The sequence below is a fragment of the Leifsonia sp. 71-9 genome (assembly GCF_001898805.1).
Classification (GTDB): Bacteria; Actinomycetota; Actinomycetes; order Actinomycetales; family Microbacteriaceae; genus Leifsonia.
In genome coordinates this window covers 66,209-87,001 of the sequence record NZ_MKVJ01000013.1, presented here as the reverse complement: position 1 = coordinate 87,001, position 20,793 = coordinate 66,209, and the positions used below count along the sequence as shown (strand labels likewise).

Below are 20,793 nucleotides of genomic sequence, written 5' to 3'. Positions count from 1 at the left end.
ATTGGCTTCCATGACCGCGACAGTCAGCACGCCGGCGCCGGGCACCGCTCCGGGCCCGGAGCGCACGAAGGCGAAGCGACGATCGGGAGGCGGCCTCGGCCGTTACCTCGTGATCCGTGCGCTGCTCATCATCCCCACGATCTTCATCCTCGTCACCGTCGTCTTCTTCCTGATGCGCTCGACGGGCGACCCGATCACCGCCGCTCTCGGCGGCAAGCTGCCTCCGGCGCAGCTCCAGGCCCGCATCCACGAGGCCGGGTACGACCGCCCCCTGATCGTCCAGTACTTCGACTACCTGGGCCAGATCCTCCGCGGCGACTTCGGCACCACCTTCACGGACCACCAGCCCGTCACCCAGGTGCTCATCACCTACGGCGCGGCGACGCTCGAGCTGGCCTTCTACGCCCTCATCGTCGCGTTCATCGTCGGGATCCCGCTCGGGATGGTCGCGGCGTACTTCCGCGACAAGGGCCAGGACGCCGTCCTGCGCGTGTTCGCGATCATCTGCTACGCGACGCCCGTGTTCTTCGCCGGGATGCTGCTGAAGCTCGTGTTCGCCGTCTGGCTGGACTGGCTGCCCGTCGCGGGACGCGCCTCCACCGGCTCCGAGATCGAGATGCAGACGCTCGACAGCAAGACCGGGATCTACCTGATCGACGCCATCCAGACGGGCGATCCGGCGGTGGTGGGGGATGTGCTCTCGCACGCGATCCTCCCCGGCATCGCCCTCGGCCTGCTGACCGCCGGCGTCTTCCTGCGTTTGGTGCGCACGAACGTGATCGGGACGCTGTCGACCGATTACGTCGACGCCGCGCGATCGCGCGGGGTGCGGGAGAGCAGGCTGGTGCGCAAGCACGCCTACCGCCCGGCCCTCATCCCGATCATCACCGTCATCGGCCTGCAGATCGCCCTGCTGCTGGGAGGCGCGATCCTGACCGAGAAGACGTTCGAGTGGAAGGGCCTCGGCTTCCAGCTCTTCCACTACCTGTCGGCGCGCGACTTCGTGGCCGTGCAGGGCCTGGTCGCCCTGCTCGCGGTCATCGTCGCGCTGACGAACTTCATCGTCGACGTGATCGCGGCGCTCATCGACCCGAGAGTGAGGTACTGAGATGACTCAGACCGCACACACCACCCAGCCGACGCGGAAGCCCTCCCTCTGGTCCCGCCTCCCCGTCATCCACCAGCTGCGCCAGAGCGTCGGTCTGCAGCGCGGGATGCTCATCGCCGGCCTCGCGATCACCGGCGTCTTCGTGCTCGTCGCGATCTTCGCTCCCGTCATCGCCCCGTACGGCTTCTCGCAGCTGAGCGGTCCCGGTGGCCAGTTCGGCTCGCAGAATCCGCCGAGCGCCTCGCACATCTGGGGCACGACGGTCGGCGGCTACGACGTGTTCTCGCGCACGATCTGGGGAGCGCAGACGGCGCTGCTCGTGATCATCGTCGCGGTGATCCTGTCGATCTTCGCCGGCGTAGTGCTGGGTCTCGTCTCCGGCTACTTCGGCGGCTGGCTCGACCGCGTCCTCGTCGTGATCTGCGACGCGATCTACGCGTTCCCGTCGCTGCTGCTGGCGATCATCGTGGCCATCGTCGTGAGCGGCGGCCAGTCCAGCCTGTGGGGCGGCATCCTCGCGGCGGCGATCTCGATCACCGTCGTGTTCATCCCGCAGTACTTCCGCGTGATCCGCGCGGAGGCCGTGCGCATCAAGTCGGAGGCGTACGTCGAGTCGGCGAAGGTCGTGGGCGCGAGCAACGCGCGCATCATGTTCCGGCACGTGCTGCGCAACTCCACCCGCACCCTGCCGCTGATCTTCACGCTCAACTCCTCGGAGGCGATCCTCACGCTCGCGGGCCTCGGCTTCCTCGGCTTCGGCATCGAGCCGACCGCCGCTGCCGAGTGGGGCTACGACCTCAATAAGGCGCTGTCGGATGTGACGAGCGGGATCTGGTGGACGTCGGTCTTCCCCGGCGCGGCGATCGTGCTGGTGGTGCTCGGCATCACCCTGGTCGGCGAGAGCCTGAACGACCTGGCCGATCCGCGCCTGCGCGGGCGACGCCGGGCGGCCGCGGCCTCCGGACTGGTGGCCGAGACGTCGGTGGTCGCGGGGGGCCCGCTCACCGCGGGCCCGGCGGGGCTGGATGGACTGGAGGGCGGCGAGTCCTTCGACGAGCACGGAATCGAGGTCAAGCCATGAGCGACGTGGTGCAGATCGACAACCTGTCGGTGACGTTCGCGACCGACGCCGGCCCGGTGAAGGCCGTCGACGACGTGACGTTGCGGGTCGGGCCGGGGGAGGTACTGGCCATCGTCGGCGAGTCCGGCTCCGGCAAGACGGTGACGGCGAAGACCATCCTGGGCCTGCTGCCCGAGACCGCGACGGCCTCGGGCGCCGTGGTCCTGCGCAGCAAGGACGGCACGAGCGAGGCAGATGTCGTCTCGCTCACCAAGCATCAGCTGCGCGCGGTGCGCGGCACGGACGTCGCGATGGTGTTCCAGGAGCCGTCGACGGCGCTGAACCCCGTCTATCCGGTCGGCTGGCAGATCGCCGAGGGGCTGCGCGCCCACGGCCGGATCTCCAAGAAGGAGGCCAGGGCGAAGGCGATCGAGATCCTCGAGCGGGTCGGCATCCCGGAGCCGGAGAAGCGTGTCAAGTACTACCCGCACCAGTTCTCGGGCGGTCAGAAGCAGCGCATCGTGATCGCGATGGCGCTGGTGCTGAACCCCGGACTGATCGTCGCGGACGAGCCGACGACTGCGCTGGATGTGACGGTGCAGGCCGAGATCCTCGACCTGCTGCGCCGCTGCCGCGACGAGTTCGGCGCCGCGATCGTGCTCATCACGCACAACATGGGCGTCGTCGCCGACCTGGCCGACCGCGTGGCCGTCATGTACCAGGGCGAGCTGGTCGAGCAGGCGGATGTGCGCACGCTGTTCGCCTCGCCGCAGGCCGAGTACACCAAGAAGCTGCTGGCCGCCGTGCCGAAGATCGGCCAGGGAGCGGTGCAGACGCGGGAGCGCGCCGCAGCACGGGAGGCCGCGCCCGACCTCGCGCCCGTGGTCACGGCGGACGGCCTGCGCATCCAGTACCCGGGCCGGCTCGGCCGTCCCGGCTTCGTCGCGGTCGATGGCGTCGACTTCCAGATTCACCCGCGCGAGGTGCTCGGGCTGGTGGGGGAGTCCGGGTCGGGCAAGACCACGATCGGGCGCGCCATCGCCGGACTGACCAAGGTGAGCAGCGGCTCGCTGAAGGTGCTCGGGATCGAGATGAACGGGGTCCGCGAGCGCGAGTTCCGGCCCGTGCGCAGTGACATCGGCTTCGTCTTCCAGGACCCGGCGTCGAGCTTCAACCCGCTGCTCACGATCGCCGACTGCGTCGCCGAGCCCCTCGTGGTGCACGGCCGCGCCGACTCCCCGGCCGACGCCCGTATGCGCGTCGACGAGCTCCTGGAGACGGTGCAGCTGCCCCGCAGCTACGGCGACCGGTTCCCGCACGAGTTGAGCGGCGGCCAGCGGCAGCGCGCCAGCCTGGCCCGCGCGCTCGCGCTGGAGCCGTCGCTGCTGATCGCGGACGAGCCGACCTCGGCGCTCGACGTCTCGGTGCAGGCCCGCGTGCTGGAGCTCTTCGCCGAGCTGCAGCGCGAGTTCGGCTTCGCCTCCCTGTTCATCAGCCACGACCTGGCGGTGGTCGACCTGCTCGCCGACCGGATCGCGGTGCTCCACCACGGTCTGCTGGTGGAGGAGGGGACGGGGGAGCAGGTGCTCGGGAACCCGCAGGATCCGTACACGCAGCGCCTCCTGGCGTCGCTCCCGGTGCCCGATCCGATCGAACAGGCCGAGCGTCGCGAGGCGCTGCGCACTTTGCGGGGGCAGACCGCCTAGGGTCGATCTGTGAGTTCCGATCCCGCCGTCCTCGTCAGCGACCTCTCCGTCGAGTACCCCGCGCGGGGCGTCAGCCCGTCGTGCGTCGCCCTGCGCGGGGTCAGCTTCCGCCTGGAGACGGGGAAGATCCTCGGCGTGCTCGGCGAGACCGGCTCGGGTAAGAGCACCCTCGCCGAGATCCTCGCCGGGCATGTGCTCCCGGCGCGCTCGGCCGATCCCGGTCCGCGGATCAGCGGAGGCGAGGCCACGGTGCTCGGCCATCCTCTGCGCAAGGCGCGCAAGCGGGACCTCGCCGAGGTCACGTTCCATGTCGGATACCTGCCCCAGGACGCCGGGAGCACGCTGGAGCCGTCGCTGAGCGTGCAGGACAACGTCACGCTGCCGATCTTCGAGCGCGACCAGCACTACTCGCGCCGGGCGGCGGGGGAGCGCGCCGCGACCATCCTCGACACGGTGCACCTGCCGCTGAGCGTGCTGGCCAAGTACCCCTACGAGCTGAGCTCCGGGCAGCGCCAGCGGGTCGCCCTCGCCCGTGCGCTCGTGCTCGGCCCGCGCATCCTGGTCGCCGACGAGCCGACGGCCGGGATCGACGCGACCGTGCGCGACGCGGTGATCGATCTGCTCGCCCAGCTGCGCGGGCACGACGACTTCTCCGCGGTGATCGTCAGCCACGACCCGGCCGTGCTCCGCCGCGCGACCGACGCCTGCCTCGTACTGCAGGGCGGTCGCACGGTCGGCTACGGTCCGATCGAGGACGTCCTCGCCGATCCCGCCCATCCGTTCGTCGCCGGTCTCGCCCGCGCGCTCGGCACCACCACGCGCCGCACCGAACGCCGCCCCCAGCACACCGCCGACTGAGCACGGCCGGCGCGAACGCGTCGGCGCACACGAATCAGGAGCCCGAGATGCCCACACCGAACACCGGCCGCGGGGCCGGTCAGCACCGCGCCGTCCTGGCCGTCCAGGCCGAGGCGTTGCCCGAGGCCGAGCGGCCGCAGCCGGGACCGATCGCGGTGCTCCCGCGCCCGGAGCAGGCCTTCGTCGACGCCGTGGAGGCGTCCGGCGGGGTCGTCGAGCCGATCTCCGACGCGACGCGCGGCCTCGTCTGGCTCGACTACCGCGACCCGGACGGCTTCGCCGCCGCGCTCGAGGCTTACCCGGGCATCGGCTGGGTGCAGCTCCCATTCGCCGGGGTGGACGCCTTCTCGCGCACGATCGCGGCGGAGTCCCGCCCCGGCCGCATCTGGACGAGCGCGAAGGGCGCGTACGCGCAGCCCGTCGCGGAGCACGCGCTCACGCTGATGCTCGCGCTGCTGCGCGTTATCCCGACGCGGGTGCGGGCGCGCAGCTGGGCGACCGAGCCCGAGGGGCGATCCCTGTACGGGATGGATGTCGTGATCATCGGGGCCGGGGGCATCGCGCTCGAGCTGATCCGCCTCCTGGAGCCGTTCGGCGTGCGGATCACCGTGGTGCGCCGCTCGTCCGATCCCGTCCCCGGCGCGGAGCGCACGGTCCCGACGGCCCGGCTCGGCGACGTGCTGCCGACGGCGGATTTGTGGTGGTGGCGGCCGCCCTCACCGGCGGCACGCGGCAGCTCCTCAGTGCGACGGAGTTCGCCGCGATGAAGGAGGCGGCCGTCCTGGTGAACATCGCCCGTGGCGGACTGATCGACACCGACGCCCTGCTCGCCGCGCTGCGCGAGGGCCGTCTGGCCGGCGCCGGCGTCGACGTGACGGATCCGGAGCCGCTGCCCGACGGGCATCCCCTCTGGGACGAGCCGCACTGCCTGATCACCCCGCACCAGGCGGACACCCCCGAGATGGTCGCGCCGATGCTCGCGGAGCGGGTCCGGCTCAACGTCGCAGCGTTCCTCGGGGACGGTCGCTTCGTGGGTTTGGTGGACCCGGAGGCGGGCTACTAGCGGCCCATCGGCGCGACGCGCGCGAGATGCGGCCCCGATTTCTCAACCGGCCGGATTCCTTGCTACAGTGGCTTCGCTGATCAAGCATTCCTCGATAGCTCAATTGGCAGAGCAGCCGGCTGTTAACCGGCAGGTTCTTGGTTCGAGTCCAAGTCGGGGAGCCACCGGATCCCGGTCACCCGCCCAGCAGGGCGGTGTGACCGGGATCTTTCGCTTTCCATGCCCGTCGCGGAATACATGCGCCGTTCACCGTCCGGGTCTACCCTCCGTGCCAGAGCCGAAAAGAGCAGGGGAGGGTGCCATGAGCGATGCGCGCGATGATGCGACCGCGCCGGACGAGCCCGATCAGCCGTACGAGGCGTTCGAGGACGATGAGGCGTCGGCCAGGGAGGCCGCGGTCGAGGAGGCCGGATTGACCGCTTTCGGCGGTCCGTCGTTCGGAGCGCTGTTCGAGCCGGTCGAGCAGGACGGCGGGTTCGACGCCGAGCACAACCCGTGAGCCGACCGTACGCGAGCCGCGTACTCCCGGGGGAGTAGCCGGGAGTAGCCGGTCCACACCCGCGGGCGCACGCCGCCGCTCGTCCGCGTGATTAGCATGGGGAGATGCCCTTCTCCCCGCGTGACGAGACCCCCGTCGGCACGCGCACGCCGCCCTGGGCGGATCGGGAGCGGCCGCGCGGGACGCGCTGGTTCCCGGTCGTCGTGGCCGCGCTGCTCCAGCTGCCCGGGCTGCTCATCGCCCTGTTCGATGCGGCCGCGCATCCGCTCGTCGCCGTGGCGATGCTGGTCGCCTTCCTGTCGTCCGGCCTCCTCGCGCTCGGGCGGACGCATCCCGGAGCCGTCGTCGTGGCCGTGGCGGTGCTGTGCGTGCCCGCGATCGCGTTGACGAACGGACCGCCGTTGACCGCCCTCCCGCTGGCCATCGCCGTCGTCGGAGCCGTCGTGCGAGGCGCGCGGGTGTGGGCGTGGTGGACGCTCGCGGCGTTCGCGGTGGTCGCCCCGTTCGCCGCCTATGCGCTCACCGCGCGCCCGACCTCGATCATCCGGCCGCTGATCCTCGCCCTCGTGCTCGTGCTGCTGCTGGGCGTGGGGGAGGCGATCCGCAACCGGCGCGACCGCTTCCGCGAGGTGTCGCGCACGCTCGCAGCCCGGCGCGAGGCGGCCGCGGAGGCCGAACGGCTGCGCATCGCCCGCGAGCTGCACGACGTGCTCGCGCACTCGCTCTCGCAGATCAGCGTCCAGGCCGGCGTCGGACTCCACCTGTTCGACTCCCGGCCGGACAAGGCGCGGGAGAGCCTGGAGGCCATCAAGACCACCAGCGGACAGGCGCTCGAGGAGGTGCGGGGCGTGCTCGGCTTCCTGCGCTCGGACGGCTACGCGGACCGGTCTCCCGAACCCGACCTCTCGCGCATCCCGGTGCTCGTCGAGACCTACCGGCGCGCCGGGCTCGATGTCGCCTACGAGAACGCGCTGCCCCACGGCGCGTCCGCGGCCACCGGGCACGCGCTCTACCGGATCGTGCAGGAGTCGCTGACCAACGCCGGACGCCACGCACAGGCGCGCCGGGTGGACATCCGCATCGCCGAGGAGGACGGCTGGTACGTGCTGACGGTCGCCGACGACGGCCGCGGCCGCCCCGACGACGCCGTCACCGAGGGCAAGGGGATGCTGGGGATGCGCGAGCGCGCCGAGCTGCTCGGCGGCCGGTTCGCCACCCACCCGACCGACGGCGGCGGCCTGACCGTCGAGGCCCGCCTCCCGGCCCGGCCGGCGGAGGCCGCATGATCCGCGTGCTGCTGGCCGACGACCAGCATCTCGTTCGGGCGGGGTTCCGCGCGCTGCTGGAAGCGGAGGACGGCCTGGAGGTCGTCGGCGAGGCAGCGACCGGCAGGGAGGCGGTCGAGCTCATCCGGCGCACCACGCCCGACGTCGTGCTGATGGACATCCGGATGCCGGACGGCGACGGCCTGTGGGCGACGGGCGAAGTGGTGCGGGATCCCGCCCTCGCCGGCACCCGCATCGTCATCGTGACGACGTTCGAGCTGGACGAGTACGTCGCGCAGGCCATCCTGGCGGGCGCGAGCGGCTTCCTGGTGAAGGACACCGAACCGGTCGAGCTGCTGCGCGCCATCCGCGTCGTCGCCGAGGGGGACGCGCTGCTGTCGCCGGGAGCCACGCGACGCCTGATCTCGCGGGTGGCGGGCGGTCTCGGGCCCGCACCGGATCTGGAGCGCCTCGCGGTCCTGACGGAGCGAGAGCGCGAGGTGCTCGCCCTGGTCGGACACGGCCTGACCAACACGGAGATCGCCGAACGGCTCTATCTGAGCCCACTCACGGCCAAGACCCACGTCTCCCGCATCATCACGAAACTCGGGGCGCGGGACCGGGTGCACCTCGTGGTGCTGGCCTACGAGACCGGACTGGTGCGGCCCGGCCAGGTTTGACGCTGCTCCCGGGGGAGTAGGCGAGGTCACTCCCGCCGGCGGATTCGCGACGACGGCGCGACGCGGAGGCTGGAGTCACCGTCCGCGAGAGCCGTGGACGGCATCGACCGATTGGACGCACCATGTTCAGCTCCGCCGTCGCGACCGCACTGGCCGCCGCTCCCTGCACCGTCTGGGCCGGCCCCGGCTTCGGGTTCGGCTGGTTGTTCCTCCTCATCCCGCTCTTCTGGATCGCCGTCTTCGTGCTCATCTTCAGCCTCGCCGGCCGGCGGTGGCGTCGTGCCGCGGCCGCCCGCGGTGGCTTCGGCGGCCCCGGATGGGCGCACTCCGCGACCCGCTCCGCCGAGCAGACGCTCGCCCAGCGCTACGCGAACGGCGACATCGACGAGGTCGAGTACCGCGCCCGGCTGGAGGTGCTGCGCGCGAACCGCGGCGACGGCGCCTGATCGACGTCGTCCAGCCCTCGCGCGGCCCGGGATAGGATCATCCGGGCCGCGCCGGCGGCCGAGGAAGGACCGTGATGACCCCGCTCGCCCTGATCGCCGGCGTCGTACTGCTGGTGGCGGCGCTCGCGCTCCTGACCCTCTGGCTGTTCGAGCACCGCCGCTACCGCCGGCTCCGCGACTCCCGGGAGGAGTCGGAGTGGGACCGCATCGACCGCGAGCTCGAGCTCGCCGAGCAGGCGGGGCGCTTCCGGATCGCGGGCGAGCTCGGGGACGTGGCCGTGCAGACCGTCACCCGGCTGGTGGCGCAGGCGGAGGGCATCCGCTACGCCGCCTCCACCGACCCGGCCGCGGCCGCGCGCTCCACTCCGGCGCTCGAGACCGCCGCGCGGGACGCGCTCGGCGACCTCCGCCGCCTGCAGAACGTCGTGCGTGAAGGGCAGGACGCCGCTCAGCCGCAGCCGCGCCTCCACTCCGCCCGCGATCTGTTCCGGATCATGCGCGACGCGGGCATCGAGGTGACGTTCACCGAGACGGGCGAATCGTTCGCCCTGCGCCAGGGCGCCGAGCTCGCGGTCTTCCGCATCCTGCAGACCAGCCTGGAGAACGCGCTCAAGCACGGCGGTCCGGGCACGCGGGTCTCCGTCTCGTTCGCCTGGACGCAGGACGGGCTGCAAGTCAGCGTCGAGGACGACGGCATCCGCGCGGCTGCACGCCGCCAGGGCCTCGATCGCGAGGGTGTCGACGCGGCGACCGCGTACTCCATCGAGGAGGATCTGCGCGCCGTCACCGAGTACTACGAGGGGGCCGGGCTGAACGAGCTGCGCGACCGCGCCGCCCTGTTCGGCGGCGTGCTGAACGCGAAGACCGTCCCCGGCGTCGGCTTCACGCTCGCGGTCGTGTTCCCCGCGCTGCGCCACCACAACGGTGTGCACGGCGTGGAGCTGCGCCGCTAGACGCCGGCGACCGGCGACCGGCGACCGGCCGGAGTCAGTCCTCGAGGTGGTCGCGTCCGGGCAGCCAGCTGAGCCCGGGTACGCCCCAGCTGTTCTTGCGCTGCGTCTTGGCCGCGGTCTTCGCGTACGGGTGCGACAGCCGGTCGACGTAGAGCACGCCGTCGAGGTGGTCGAACTCGTGCTGGAAGATGCGCGCCAGCCACCCCTCGGCCTCGATCTCGAACGGCTCGCCCGCGAGGTCGACCGCGCGCAGGATGACGTACTCGGCCCGGCGCAGCGGGAAGCGCTCGCCCGGGAACGACAGGCAGCCCTCCGACTCCTCGTCCTCGTCCAGCTCGTCGATCGACAGCGGGCTCTGCCAGAGCACCGGGTTGATCGCCACGCCGCGGTGGAGGACGTCGTCGTCGTCCGTCCAGCCGAAGACGAACAGGCGCAGGGGAACGCCGACCTGCGGGCCGGCGAGGCCGACGCCCGGGGCCGCGTCCATCGTCTCGAACATGTCGTCGACGAGCTGTCGCAGCTCGTCGTCGAACTCCGTGACGGGTGCGGCGGGGGAGTGCAGGACGGGGTCACCGGTGATCCGGATGGGGAGGACGGCCATTCGGCAAGACTATCGGCTGCATGTTGGGTAGGGTCGTGGGGTGGGAACGGAACTGATGGACGCGCTCGAGCTGACGTACCAGCCGAGCCAGCTCCTCGGCATCCCCATCGCGCTCGTCGGCGCCTGCTTCCTCTCGATCGGCGCGCAGCTGCAGCATCACGGCGTCGCCAAGGTGGAGTCGCAGACCAGCGACGCGTCGTCGGGGCTGAACCTGCGGCAGCTCGGACTGCTGCTCGCGCGGCCGTCCTGGGTGATCGGCACACTGCTGCTCGGGCTGGCGATCGTCTTCCAGCTCGTGAGCCTCAAGCTGTCCCCGCTGATCCTGGTGCAGCCGCTCGGCGTCGTCGGGCTCGTGATCACGAGCATCCTGAACGCCCGGGTGAGCGGAGTGCGTCTCAACCGGCGCTCCGTCGTCGCGGTGAGCCTCTGCGTGGGCGGTGTCGGCGCGTTCGTGCTGATCGCGGCCGTCTTCGCGCGGGACGTGCCGGTGACGAGCCGGTCGCTGATCATCATCCTGATCATCCTCGCCGTCGTGCTGCTCGTGGCCGGCGGTCTGTTCTTCTTCCTGCGGCACCGGTTCAAGGCGATCATCTACATCGTCGGCGCCGGTGTGCTCTACGGTTTCGTGGCGACGCTGGCCAAGGTTGTCATCGACCGCGTCTCCAACAACGAGTGGGACTGGCTGCTCGTCCTCTGCATCGTGGCGCTGCTCGCGGCCGCCGGTCTCGGCGCGTACTTCGTGCAGAATGCGTACTCCTCCGGGCCTCCGGACCTGGTGATCGCCGGCCTGACCGTCATCGATCCGCTCGTCGCCGTGACCATCGGGATCGTGGTCCTCGACGAGGCCGCGGGGGCGCCGTGGTGGGCGATGGTCGGCTTCGCCCTGACCGGCGCGGTGGCGATGTACGGGGTCTTCCAGCTCGCGAAGTACCACCCGCAGGCCGGTGCCGAGACGCCCGCACCCGCGCGCGTCGCAGAGACCTCGCCGGAATCCGGCCTAGACTAAGCCGTTGAATCGGCCGGAGCGGACCACCGCCCGGCACGCCGAAACCGTCGCCGGACCACCGACCCGGCCCACGACAGTAGGGACCAACCACGTGCCAGATCCGAGCGGAACGAACGACACGCCGCCCGCCCCGGCCCGCAAGCCGCTGACCATCCTGATGGGGTGCGACACCTTCGCCCCCGATGTGAACGGCGCAGCCCGGTTCGCCGAGCGCCTCTCCGCCGGCCTCGTCGAGCACGGCCACGACGTGCACATCGTCGCGCCCGCGGCGAGCCGCAAGCACGGCACGTGGGTCGAGGAGCACGAGGGCCAGAAGGTCACCGCGCACCGTCTGCGCAGCTGGCGCTGGTACCCGCACGACTGGCTGCGCTTCGCGCTCCCGTGGACGAGCAAGGCCAACGCGCGCCGCGTGCTCGACGAGGTGAAGCCCGACGTCGTGCACTTCCAGTCGCACATCGTCGTCGGCCGCGGTCTCGCCTACGAGGCGGAGAAGCGCGGCATCCGCATCATCGCGACGAACCACGTGATGCCCGAGAACATCATCGAGTTCACCCGCCTGCCGAAGTTCCTGCACCAGACCTTCGTCGACATCGCCTGGCGCGACGCGCGCAAGAGCTTCGACCGCGCCGAGGCGATCACCACGCCGACGCAGAAGGCGGCCCAGTTCCTCGAGAAGGCCACCGGGCTCCGCGGCGTGCACGCCGTGTCCTGCGGCATCGACGCGCAGAACTACACCCCCGACTTCACCCCCCGCACCGCGAACCGCATCCTCTTCGTCGGCCGGGTGACCGGCGAGAAGCAGATCGACGTGCTCCTCAAGGCCATCACCCTCCTCCCGGAGGCGCTGGATGCGCAGCTCGAGATCGTGGGCGGCGGCGACCAGTTCAAGAACCTCCAGACCATGGCCGAGACGCTCGGCATCGCCGACCGCGTGAACTTCCTCGGCTACGTGACCGACGAGGAGCTCCGCGCCGCCTACACGCGCGCCACGGTCTTCGCGATGCCGTCGATCGCCGAGCTGCAGTCCATTGCGACGATGGAGGCCATGGCCTCCGGTCTGCCCGTCGTGGCGGCCGACGCGATGGCGCTCCCGCACCTCGTGCACGACGGCGAGAACGGGCACCTGTTCCGCCCCGGCGACGCGCAGGACCTCGCGGACAAGCTCGAGAGCGTCCTCACGCTGCCCCAGGAGCAGCTCGACGTGCTCAAGAACGCGTCGCTCCGCATCGTCGCCTCGCACGACATCCAGCGCACGATCTCGACGTTCGAGAGCCTGTATCGTGGTGAGCCGGTGGCCGACCCGGTGACGGACGCGGCCGACAGCGTGCCCGCCCCGGAGTGACTGGGCGGCACACGACCGGGGCGGTAGCTCAGCTGGTTAGAGCATCGGACTCATAATCCGCCGGTCACGGGTTCAAGTCCCGTCCGCCCTACTGAACGCCGGGATGGCGCTACGGAGATCTGCCATCGACTCACCGGAGGTCGGCGCGCGCGTCCGCGAACGGCTGCGACCTTCGCCAAGATGAACCTATGGTTTCTCTCAACGACCCGATCTCTCCGCAGGCCGAGACAGACTTCGAGGCGCTCATGGACAGCGCCCTCCCGTTCGCGCTGCAGACCGTCGCGAAGCGCGGCGAGCTGCTGCCGTTCGGCTACACGGTCTCGGACGACGGCGCGCTGAACATGATCGGGGCGCTCCCCGACGGCGACGCACCGCTCTCGGATGACGTCCTCACGATGCTGCGGGACGGCGTCCGAGCGAACCGGGCCGCGCTGCGCGCCGCCGTCTACGTGTCCGACGTGCGCACCTCGCAGGGCGACGCGGTGCGTCTCCAGCTCGAGCACTCCGACGGCGCGGCGATCACGTTCGCGTACCCGTACACGCGCAGCCGCTTCCGCAAGACCCTGACCCAGGGCAAGCCGTTCATGGCGCCGGGCGAGCTGTTCGCCTGGTCCGACTGACGCGCGCGGGCGGGCAGCGGACGGTCTCAGCGGTCAGTTCCGGGGCCTGATCGTCAGCAGGGCGCGTACGGGTCGGCCGGCAGTCCCAATCGGGAACGGATCCGCTGGCTGGCCGCCCCGGCGTCATCCTGGGCGGGGAACTCGTTCGCCATGGCTGCGTCCCACGTCGGCGCGGCCGCGATCTGGGCGAGGATCGCCGCTTGCGCGAAGTCGGCATCCCGGACCAGGGCGATGTCCGCTTGCAGCTCCGCCGGCCACATGCCCCGGTCGAGCTCGGTCGCGGTGGCGGAGGTCGCATCGCGGGAGACCGCCGCTGCCTGCCGGAGCCTGTCGAGGTCGCCGGAGCCGGACTGCCAGACGTCGTTGAACGTCTTCCCGACGGTGTTCACCCGGCAGGCGCCGCTTCCGTACACGACTGCGGCCTGCTCCATCGTCATCTCCTGCGGAGCGGGAGGGGGCGTCGGCGTGGAGGTGGGAGACGCTGCCTTGGGCGACGACGAAGGCGCGGACTGCGCCCGGAAGGTCTGCGCCGAGCAGCCGGCGAGCGCGAGGACGAGCAGTGTGGCAGTGGCGGAGCGCGCGGTCCGGACGGTGAGCATCCCTTCAGCCTAGGAGCCCAGGAGCCGGGTTCCCCAGCCCCACAACGGGGCGGCCGGTCGGTCGTCGCGGCCCGGGCGGACCGCAACGCTCAGGCCACGGAGGCGTCTGCGGCATCCTCGTGGCGAGCGGTGCGCAGCGGCGAAAGCGCGACGACGAGGGCGGCGGCGGCGAACGCGATCGCGGCGATTCCGAGCGTGAGGCGATAGCCGGCGACCGTGACGAGCACCCCGGTCAGGAGTGCTCCACAGAAGAACACCACCCGGTTCACCGTGCGGATGGTCGAGTTCATCCGGCCCTGGATCCGGTCGGGCGCCACGGCCTGGCGGTAGCCGATGTCGTTCGCGTCCTCGATGCCCATCGAGAGGCCGTAGAGGAACTGCACGGCGGCCACGACGCAGACGAGCGCGGGGAGGCTGCTCGCTGCGGTGAGCGGCATGATCGCGAGCACGAGCCACGGCACGACGACCAGGGCCCGCCCCAGGAGGATGGCTCGACCCGCCCCGAGCCGTGCTCCGATCCGGGGCGCGAGCACGGCGCCGAGGAAACCGCCGACGCCGCCGAACGCGAGGGCGACGCCGTAGGCCCAGGGCGGGAGCGACAGCTCGCGCAGGACGAAGACGGCGAACACGGTCGCGGCGATGCTGTTCCCGAGGAACCAGAGGTGCACGGAGAGCGCCAGCGGGCGGAGCGTGCGGTGCCGGTAGGTGTACCGCATGCCCTCGACGATATCGTGCCCGATGTGGCGACCGATCGCGCGCGGCTCGGGTCGCGCCTCCTGCACCTCGATGCGGGACTGCAGGATCGCGGCCACCGCGTTCACGACCGCCTCGACGAGGAAGAGGATCGGCGCACCGAGCAGACCGAAGAGCGCGCCGCCCAGCGCGGGCCCCGCCGTCGTGGCGACCGTCTCGCTCTGCCCCAGCCGCGAGTTGGCCGTCACGAGCGAGCGCCGCGGGACGATGGACGGGAGGAAGGGCTGGGCCGCCGAGTCCGCGAACAGGGTCAGCACCCCCAGCGTGAGGATGACGGCCGCGAGCGACCAGAAGTTCAGCGCACCGGTGAGCAGGAGCACGGGAATCGACCCGAGGGCGATCGCGCGCCCCACACTCGTGATGACGAGCGTGCGCTGACGCCGCCAGCGGTCCATGAGCGCGCCGACGATCAGCCCGAGGAAGAGATACGGGACGACGCTGAGCGCGCTCAAGACGCTGATCTCGGCCGGGCCGGCGTTCAGCACCGTGACGATCAGCACCTGGAAGGCGACCCCGGCGATCGCGCTCCCGAAAGCGCGGATCGTGCTGGCGCTCCAGAACAGGGCGAAGGGCCGGAGGCGGAGAACCTCGCTCGGGCGGGCTGACCCTCCTGCGCCATCGCTCATCCGCTCAGTTTAGGACGCGGCTTCCGGCGATGATCCACGGGCCGTCTGGCTGACAAAGGCGCGGACCGACCTCGTAAGCTCACGGTCATGAATCATTTCGGCGTGTACGGCGTGTGGCGCCAGGACGGCCGGGTGGTCGCGATCCGGAAGGCGCGTGGTCCGTACACGGGGCTGCTCGACCTTCCCGGTGGAACGCCGGAGGCGGGGGAGTCCCCGGTGCAGACGCTTCGTCGCGAGCTCCAGGAGGAGTGCGGCGTCGGGCGGGTCGCGGTGCTGTCGTGGCACGGATTCGAGTTCGACTTCGAGGAGTCGAGCTCCGGTGAGCGCGTCGACGGGACCCATCGCGGGCTCATCGCGGTCGTCGACGTCGCGGACGGTGTCGCGGCGATCGAGGACTTCGAGGATGTCGCCGCCGTCGAGCTGATCGACCCGCGTGACACGCCGGTGACGGAGTTCACGCCGCCGTTCCGGTACGCCCTCGCGCTGCTCGACGGTCAGTGATCGGAGGCGGGGTCCGGCCCGGCCGCGAAGTACGCGCCCGGGGTGTGGCCCGCGACGCGGTGGAATGCCGAGATGAAGGCGCTGGGGGTGCTGTAGCCGACGCGGTAGGCGACGCGGGAGACGGTCTCGCCTTCCGCCAGCAGTGCGACGGACGCCTGGAGTTTGGCGTGCGTGCGCCAGGTGCCGAAGCTCATCCCGGTCTCCGCCTGGAACAGCCGGAGGAGCGTGCGGGCGCTGGCGCCGACCTCCCGGCCGAACTCGTCCAGGCTGCGGCGGTCGGCCGGGTCGGCGAGGAGGATGCGGGCGACGTCCCGGGCGCGGGGGTCGGTCGGAAGGGGGACGGCGATGGCGCGCTTGCCGACCGGGCGCAGCGTGTCGACCAGGACATGCTCGGCGCGGGCGCGCTCCTGGGGCGCGAGGTCGTCGCCGAGATAGGCGACGAGGTGCTGACTGAGCGGGCTCATCCGCACGACCGTGGGCGCGGCCCACGTCACCGGGGTGCGGGCGGGATCGAAGTAGATGCCCTCCATGACGGATTCGCGCACGGCGAGCGGGGCGTGCAGCACGCCGGCCGGCATCCAGAGCCCGAGAGTGGTGGGGAGCACCCAGTAACGCCCCTCGACCTCCACGGTCAGCACGCCGGAGGAGGCCCAGATGAGCTGGTGGTGGTCGTGGCGGTGCGGCTCGAAGCCTTCGCCGCGGTCGAGGGCGAAGCGGTGCAGCTCGATGACGTCGGTGCTCACGCCCGGGGCTCCTCTCCTGCGGGAGCCGGGGATTGGCGGTTCCACGCTATGAGATGTCAGCATAGCGCTCAGTCGCCAGAGGAGTGCGCCCGTAGTGTCGAGACGTGCCCAGCTCCTCCACGCCGTCCCGTCCGGCCCCGGTCCCGCGTTCGCCGCGCGCTCTGCTGACCTGGGCCGTCGGGGCGCGCCGCACGGATCTGGCGCTGGCGTGCCTGCTGTACAGCACGCACCAGGTGGGGGAGGCGCTGGTGCCGGTCGTGATCGGCGCCACCGTGAGCGGAGCGATCGACGGCGGGACCCCGCTGGACCTGGGCTTCTGGCTCGCGGTGCTCGCGGCCGACTTCGTGCTGCTGTCGTTCTCCTACCGATTCGGCGCGCGCGCGTCCGCCCGGGCGAAGCAGCACGCGGGCCACGCCCTCCGGATGCGCGTGGTCGCGAGCGTGCTCGGCGCGCGGCCGGGGGCGACGGACGAGCACGCGCCGGGCGAGCTGCTGACGCGTGCGTCCAGCGACGCCGACCGGGTGGGCGGATTCGTCGGCGTCATCGCGTCGGCGCTGGCCGCGGCGGTCGCCCTGGCCGCGGCCGCGACCGTGCTCCTGCTGTCGTCGCCGCTGCTGCTGGGAGCGGTCATCGTCCTCGGGACCGTGGCCGTGCTGGCGGCCAACGCGGCGATCTCCCGCGGCGTGGAGGCGCGCAGCGGTGACGAGCAACGGGAGGCCGGACGAGCCGCGGTGCTCGCGGAGGACCTCGTGCGCGGGCTGCGCGTGGTCAAGGGCCTCGCCGCCGAGACGACGGCCTCCCGCCGCTACACCGAGGCGAGCAGGGCGGCCACGGGAGCCGCGACCCGAGCCGTACGCGCGCACTCCCTGCGCGACGGCGTGACCGTGCTGACCACCGGGCTGTACCTGCTGATCGTCGTGGGCGTCGGCGGCTGGCTCGCGCTCAGCGGAGCGCTGTCCCTGGGCGGCCTGATCGCCTCCCTCGGGCTCGCGCAGTTCCTCGCGGGTCCGTTGCAGACGCTGGCTGCGGTGCCGGCGTCGGCGGCGCGGGCGCGGGCGTCGGCCGCGCGGATCCTCGGACTGCTCCGGGAAAGCGATGGGCGCCCGCACAGTGACCGCGACGGGGAGGCGGAGCACGTGCCCGCGACGTCCCCGCGAGCCGCGCCTGAGCTTGCCGTCACCGGTCCGTCCGGGACGATCACCGTGGCGCCCGGAGCGATGATCGGTATGCCGGCGGGGACGGCCGCGGAGGCGTCGCGGATCCTGCGCTCGCTGCGAGATGCGCGCGGAGCCGGGCCGGGTGATGTCCTCGTGGCGCCGCACGAGTCCGCACTGTTCCGGGGTTCGCCGCGCGACAACGTCGCGGTCGTCGGCCGCCCGGAGGGAGTGGAGGCCGCCCTGCGCGCCGCCTTCGCCGACGAGATCGTGGCGGACGACGTGGGGGAGGGCGGCCTGCGGCTCTCCGGTGGACAGCGGCAGCGCGTGGCGCTCGCCCGCGCTCTGGCGGCGGACCCGCCCGTACTGGTGCTGCACGACCCGACCACGGCCATCGACGCCGCGACGGAGGATGTCATCGCGGAGCGGGTGCGCGCCTTCCGCCGGGGGAGGACGACGATCGTCGTCACCACGTCACCCGCGTGGCTCGCCCGCTGCGACGAGGTGCTCCCGGTCGACGGGGGCGCCACCGCGAGGGCGATCCGATGACGTCGCGGACGCCGCTCCCCGTCGCCGCGCCGCCCGCGGTGCGCCGGTTCGCCGCCGGGGCTCTCGGCCGGTCGCGCGCGACACTGGTCGGCACCGCGCTCGCGCTCATCGTCGGCGCGGTCGCCGGGCTCGGCATCCCGGGAGGCATCGGCTGGATCGCCCAGCTGCTCGCCGACCGGGCCGACCCGCTCGCGCTCGTCGGACCGCTCGCGCTGCTGGCGGCGTGCGCGATCGTCGGCGGTCTGGCCGCGTGGCTGTCGGGCGTGCTGCTCGCGCACGCGGTCCTCCCGCCGCTCGGGCGGCTGCGGGAGGAGGTCGTCGACGCCGCCACGACGCTTCCCCTGGCCGAGGTGGAGGCCGCCTCGGGGGATCTGGTCTCCCGCGTGACGGACGATGTGGAGCAGGTCGCCGAGGTGGCGCAGGGCGCGCTCGGCCGCCTCCTCACGGCGGCCGTCACCATCCTGGTCACCCTGATCGGACTCGCCGGGCTCGACCTCCGCTTCGCCCTGGCCGCGCTCGTGGCCGTGCCGGTGCAGGCGATCACCGTCCGCTGGTACCTGCGCCGCTCCGGGCGCATCTACGCGGAGGGGCGGCGAGCAGCAGGCCGACGGGCGGCGACGCTGCTCGAGACCTTCGCCGCACTGCCCACCGTGCGGGCGTTCGGCCTGCACGACGAGCTGTCCGCGCGGGCACGCGAGGCGTCGGCGGCGGCGGTGGAGGTGGAGCTCGAGGCGACGCGCACGATGACCCGCTTCTACGGGCGGCTCAACCTGGCGGAGTTCCTCGGTCTCGGTGCCATCCTGCTCGTGGCGTTCCTCCTCGTGCGTTCGGCGGGAGCAGACATCGGTCAGGCGACCGCCGCTGCGCTCTTCTTCGCGGGCCTGTTCAATCCGATCAACGACGCGCTCGGGACCGCGGACGACCTCCAGCGCGCCTCCGCCAGCCTGGCGCGGCTGGTCGGGGTGGTGGACGCCGGGGCGCGGACCGTCTGCGGGGCAGCCGAGCCGCCGCGCGCCGGCGCCGTCGAACTCCAGGAGGTGCGGTTCGGCTACGACGGAGTCCCGGTCCTGGGCGGCGTCACCCTCGTGGTCGACGCGGGCGCTCACGTCGCCGTCGTCGGCACGACCGGCAGCGGCAAGAGCACGCTCGCGGCACTGATCGCCGGGGTGCGCGCTCCGGACGGGGGCCGCGTGCTGCTGAGCGGCGTACCCGTGGGGACGATCGACGGCGCGCGTCGAGCGCGGGCGGTCGCGATGGTCTCGCAGGAGACGCACGTCTTCGCCGGAACGGTCGCGGACAACCTCCGGCTCGGGGCTCCCGCAGCGGGGGAGGCGGAGGTGCGGTCGGCCCTCGACGCGGTGGGCGCGTCCGCTTGGGTCGACGGCCTCCCGCAGGGCGCGGCGACGCGAGTCGGCGCCGGCGGACACCCCCTCACTCCTCAGCAGGCGCAGCACCTTGCGCTGGCGCGGCTGCTGCTCGTCGATCCCGCGGTCGCGGTGCTCGACGAGGCCACGGCGGAGGCGGGCAGCGACGTGGCGCGCACGCTCGACGAGGCTGCCCGTGACGCGATCCGCGGTCGCACGGCGATCGTCGTCGCCCACCGGCTCGACCAGGCGGCGGAGGCGGACCTCGTCGTGGTGATGGAGGACGGCGCCATCGTCGAGGCGGGAGCGCCCGACGAACTCATCGAGCGCGGCGGTCACTTCGCCGCGCTCTGGAACGTGGCGGCTTCGCGACACGACGTGTCGGATCGCCGATAGCGCCGACCCCACGCGGTGACATACGCTGACCTCTGGCCCACTTTGGTTAGCCTTACCTAAGTAGCTGGGCCGCCCCCCGACGTCGCCCCCTCAGAGAGTCATCCGTGTCCCTTCGCGCCCCCATCGCCCCCGCCGCGGAGCGACGCGAGCACACGACGCGTCCGTTGACCTGGCGGCTCGGCTGGCTGCTGGTGGGGATCGCGCTCCTCGTCCTGCTGCTGGGCGCGAGCATCGCGGTCGGGGCGAAAGCCATCCCGCTCGACCACGTGCTCCCGGCGCTGCTGAGCCCCGGCCGCTCCGACGACGACCTGGTGATCACCGGACTGCGGGTTCCACGCACCCTCCTCGGCGTGCTGGCCGGCGCCGCGCTCGGCGTCGCCGGCGGAGTCATCCAGGCCTTCACCCGCAACCCGCTGGCGGACCCGGGCATCCTCGGCGTCAACGCCGGCGCGGCTCTCGCGGTGACCCTCGGCGTCGCTGTCTTCGGCATGCACGACATCGGCCAGTACCTGTGGCTCGCGCTGCTCGGTGCCGTGATCGCGACCGTCGTCGTCGCCCTGATCGGTATGAGCGCCCGCGAGGGCGCGACCGCGCTGCGGATGACGCTGGCCGGGATCGGCGTCGCGGCGGTGCTCGGCGGCATCACCTCCGCGATCCAGCTCGCGAACCCGACCGCCTTCCAGCGCATGCTCGGCTGGTCGGCCGGGAGCCTCGTCGCCCAGCCCCTCCAGGCAGCCATCGTCGTCGCGCCGGTCGTCGTGGTCGGGCTGATCGTCGCCGCCATCGCCACCCGCGGCCTCAACGCCCTCGCCCTCGGCGACGACCTGGCCGCCTCCCTCGGCAGCCGGGCCTCGGTCACGCGCACGCTCGCGGTGATCGCCGTCACGCTGCTGGCGGGCGC

20 protein-coding genes, 2 tRNA genes and 1 pseudogene are annotated in these 20,793 nt (G+C 72.3%); 19 read left to right on the top strand and 4 right to left on the bottom strand.

Going from position 1 to position 20,793, the window contains the following annotated elements:
* Nucleotides 1–10: 10 nt before the first annotated feature.
* From BGO91_RS06935 to BGO91_RS06880, 11 genes and pseudogenes are all read left to right on the top strand, one after another.
* Complete coding sequence (locus BGO91_RS06935) at nucleotides 11–1,108, top strand: ABC transporter permease (protein ID WP_290472065.1); 1,098 nt, start codon at nucleotides 11–13, stop codon at nucleotides 1,106–1,108.
* Nucleotide 1,109: 1 nt separating this feature from the next.
* Nucleotides 1,110–2,189 (top strand): ABC transporter permease, encoded by a 1,080-nt coding sequence (locus BGO91_RS06930; RefSeq protein WP_290472064.1) that lies wholly within the window; start codon nucleotides 1,110–1,112, stop codon nucleotides 2,187–2,189.
* Nucleotides 2,186–3,874 (top strand): ABC transporter ATP-binding protein, encoded by a 1,689-nt coding sequence (locus BGO91_RS06925; protein WP_290472063.1) that lies wholly within the window; start codon nucleotides 2,186–2,188, stop codon nucleotides 3,872–3,874. Before BGO91_RS06930 ends, BGO91_RS06925 begins: the two co-directional genes overlap by 4 nt.
* A 9-nt stretch (nucleotides 3,875–3,883) precedes the next feature.
* Nucleotides 3,884–4,732, top strand: a complete 849-nt coding sequence (locus BGO91_RS06920; protein ID WP_290472062.1) for a dipeptide/oligopeptide/nickel ABC transporter ATP-binding protein — start codon at nucleotides 3,884–3,886, stop codon at nucleotides 4,730–4,732.
* A gap of 47 nt (nucleotides 4,733–4,779) precedes the next feature.
* Nucleotides 4,780–5,795, top strand: a pseudogene (locus BGO91_RS06915) (D-isomer specific 2-hydroxyacid dehydrogenase family protein).
* Between the two features lie 88 nt (nucleotides 5,796–5,883).
* Nucleotides 5,884–5,959 (top strand) — tRNA-Asn (locus BGO91_RS06905).
* A gap of 137 nt (nucleotides 5,960–6,096) precedes the next feature.
* On the top strand, nucleotides 6,097–6,294 hold the full coding sequence (locus BGO91_RS06900) for a hypothetical protein (RefSeq protein WP_290472059.1): 198 nt from the start codon (nucleotides 6,097–6,099) through the stop codon (nucleotides 6,292–6,294).
* Between the two features lie 104 nt (nucleotides 6,295–6,398).
* Nucleotides 6,399–7,580, top strand: a complete 1,182-nt coding sequence (locus BGO91_RS06895; protein ID WP_290472058.1) for a sensor histidine kinase — start codon at nucleotides 6,399–6,401, stop codon at nucleotides 7,578–7,580.
* Nucleotides 7,577–8,239, top strand: a complete 663-nt coding sequence (locus tag BGO91_RS06890) for a response regulator transcription factor (protein ID WP_290472057.1) — start codon at nucleotides 7,577–7,579, stop codon at nucleotides 8,237–8,239. Before BGO91_RS06895 ends, BGO91_RS06890 begins: the two co-directional genes overlap by 4 nt.
* A gap of 122 nt (nucleotides 8,240–8,361) precedes the next feature.
* Nucleotides 8,362–8,685, top strand: coding sequence for an SHOCT domain-containing protein (locus BGO91_RS06885; RefSeq protein WP_290472056.1), 324 nt, complete (start codon nucleotides 8,362–8,364; stop codon nucleotides 8,683–8,685).
* 74 nt (nucleotides 8,686–8,759) lie between these two features.
* Complete coding sequence (locus tag BGO91_RS06880) at nucleotides 8,760–9,638, top strand: histidine kinase (protein WP_290472055.1); 879 nt, start codon at nucleotides 8,760–8,762, stop codon at nucleotides 9,636–9,638.
* 34 nt (nucleotides 9,639–9,672) lie between these two features.
* On the opposite strand, the gene def is transcribed toward BGO91_RS06880, so the two are convergent.
* Complete coding sequence (def, locus tag BGO91_RS06875) at nucleotides 9,673–10,239, bottom strand: peptide deformylase (protein WP_290472054.1); 567 nt, start codon at nucleotides 10,237–10,239, stop codon at nucleotides 9,673–9,675.
* Between the two features lie 40 nt (nucleotides 10,240–10,279).
* On the opposite strand from def, the gene BGO91_RS06870 reads away from it, so the two are divergent.
* From BGO91_RS06870 to BGO91_RS06855, 4 genes are all read left to right on the top strand, one after another.
* On the top strand, nucleotides 10,280–11,245 hold the full coding sequence (locus tag BGO91_RS06870; protein ID WP_290472053.1) for a DMT family transporter: 966 nt from the start codon (nucleotides 10,280–10,282) through the stop codon (nucleotides 11,243–11,245).
* 157 nt (nucleotides 11,246–11,402) lie between these two features.
* A complete protein-coding gene (locus tag BGO91_RS06865; protein ID WP_290472119.1) occupies nucleotides 11,403–12,587 on the top strand; it encodes a glycosyltransferase in 1,185 nt (394 codons plus the stop codon).
* A 17-nt stretch (nucleotides 12,588–12,604) separates the two neighbouring features.
* A tRNA-Ile gene (locus tag BGO91_RS06860) sits at nucleotides 12,605–12,678 on the top strand.
* A gap of 97 nt (nucleotides 12,679–12,775) precedes the next feature.
* Entirely contained in the window at nucleotides 12,776–13,207 is a 432-nt protein-coding gene (locus BGO91_RS06855) for a hypothetical protein (RefSeq protein WP_290472052.1), read from the top strand.
* Between the two features lie 53 nt (nucleotides 13,208–13,260).
* Here the strand turns inward: BGO91_RS06855 and BGO91_RS06850 are convergent, their stop codons facing one another.
* Nucleotides 13,261–13,806 carry a hypothetical protein gene (locus BGO91_RS06850; RefSeq protein ID WP_290472051.1) on the bottom strand — a complete coding sequence of 182 codons (546 nt, stop codon included), beginning with the start codon at nucleotides 13,804–13,806 and terminating at the stop codon, nucleotides 13,261–13,263.
* A gap of 89 nt (nucleotides 13,807–13,895) precedes the next feature.
* On the bottom strand, nucleotides 13,896–15,185 hold the full coding sequence (locus tag BGO91_RS06845) for an MFS transporter (RefSeq protein WP_290472050.1): 1,290 nt from the start codon (nucleotides 15,183–15,185) through the stop codon (nucleotides 13,896–13,898).
* 87 nt (nucleotides 15,186–15,272) lie between these two features.
* Between BGO91_RS06845 and BGO91_RS06840 the strand changes: the two genes are divergently transcribed.
* Entirely contained in the window at nucleotides 15,273–15,686 is a 414-nt protein-coding gene (locus BGO91_RS06840; protein WP_290472049.1) for an NUDIX domain-containing protein, read from the top strand.
* Here BGO91_RS06840 and BGO91_RS06835 read toward each other — a convergent pair.
* Nucleotides 15,680–16,429, bottom strand: coding sequence for a helix-turn-helix transcriptional regulator (locus BGO91_RS06835; protein WP_290472048.1), 750 nt, complete (start codon nucleotides 16,427–16,429; stop codon nucleotides 15,680–15,682). The two genes, BGO91_RS06840 and BGO91_RS06835, sit on opposite strands and share 7 nt — an antisense overlap.
* A gap of 104 nt (nucleotides 16,430–16,533) precedes the next feature.
* Between BGO91_RS06835 and BGO91_RS06830 the strand changes: the two genes are divergently transcribed.
* From BGO91_RS06830 to BGO91_RS06820, 3 genes are all read left to right on the top strand, one after another.
* A complete protein-coding gene (locus BGO91_RS06830; RefSeq protein WP_290472047.1) occupies nucleotides 16,534–18,132 on the top strand; it encodes an ABC transporter ATP-binding protein in 1,599 nt (532 codons plus the stop codon).
* Nucleotides 18,129–19,892 carry an ABC transporter ATP-binding protein gene (locus BGO91_RS06825; protein ID WP_290472046.1) on the top strand — a complete coding sequence of 588 codons (1,764 nt, stop codon included), beginning with the start codon at nucleotides 18,129–18,131 and terminating at the stop codon, nucleotides 19,890–19,892. The genes BGO91_RS06830 and BGO91_RS06825 overlap by 4 nt, the downstream gene beginning before the upstream one ends.
* A gap of 104 nt (nucleotides 19,893–19,996) precedes the next feature.
* Nucleotides 19,997–20,793 (top strand): iron chelate uptake ABC transporter family permease subunit (locus BGO91_RS06820; RefSeq protein WP_290472118.1); only part of this gene is annotated, 797 nt, incomplete at its 3' end.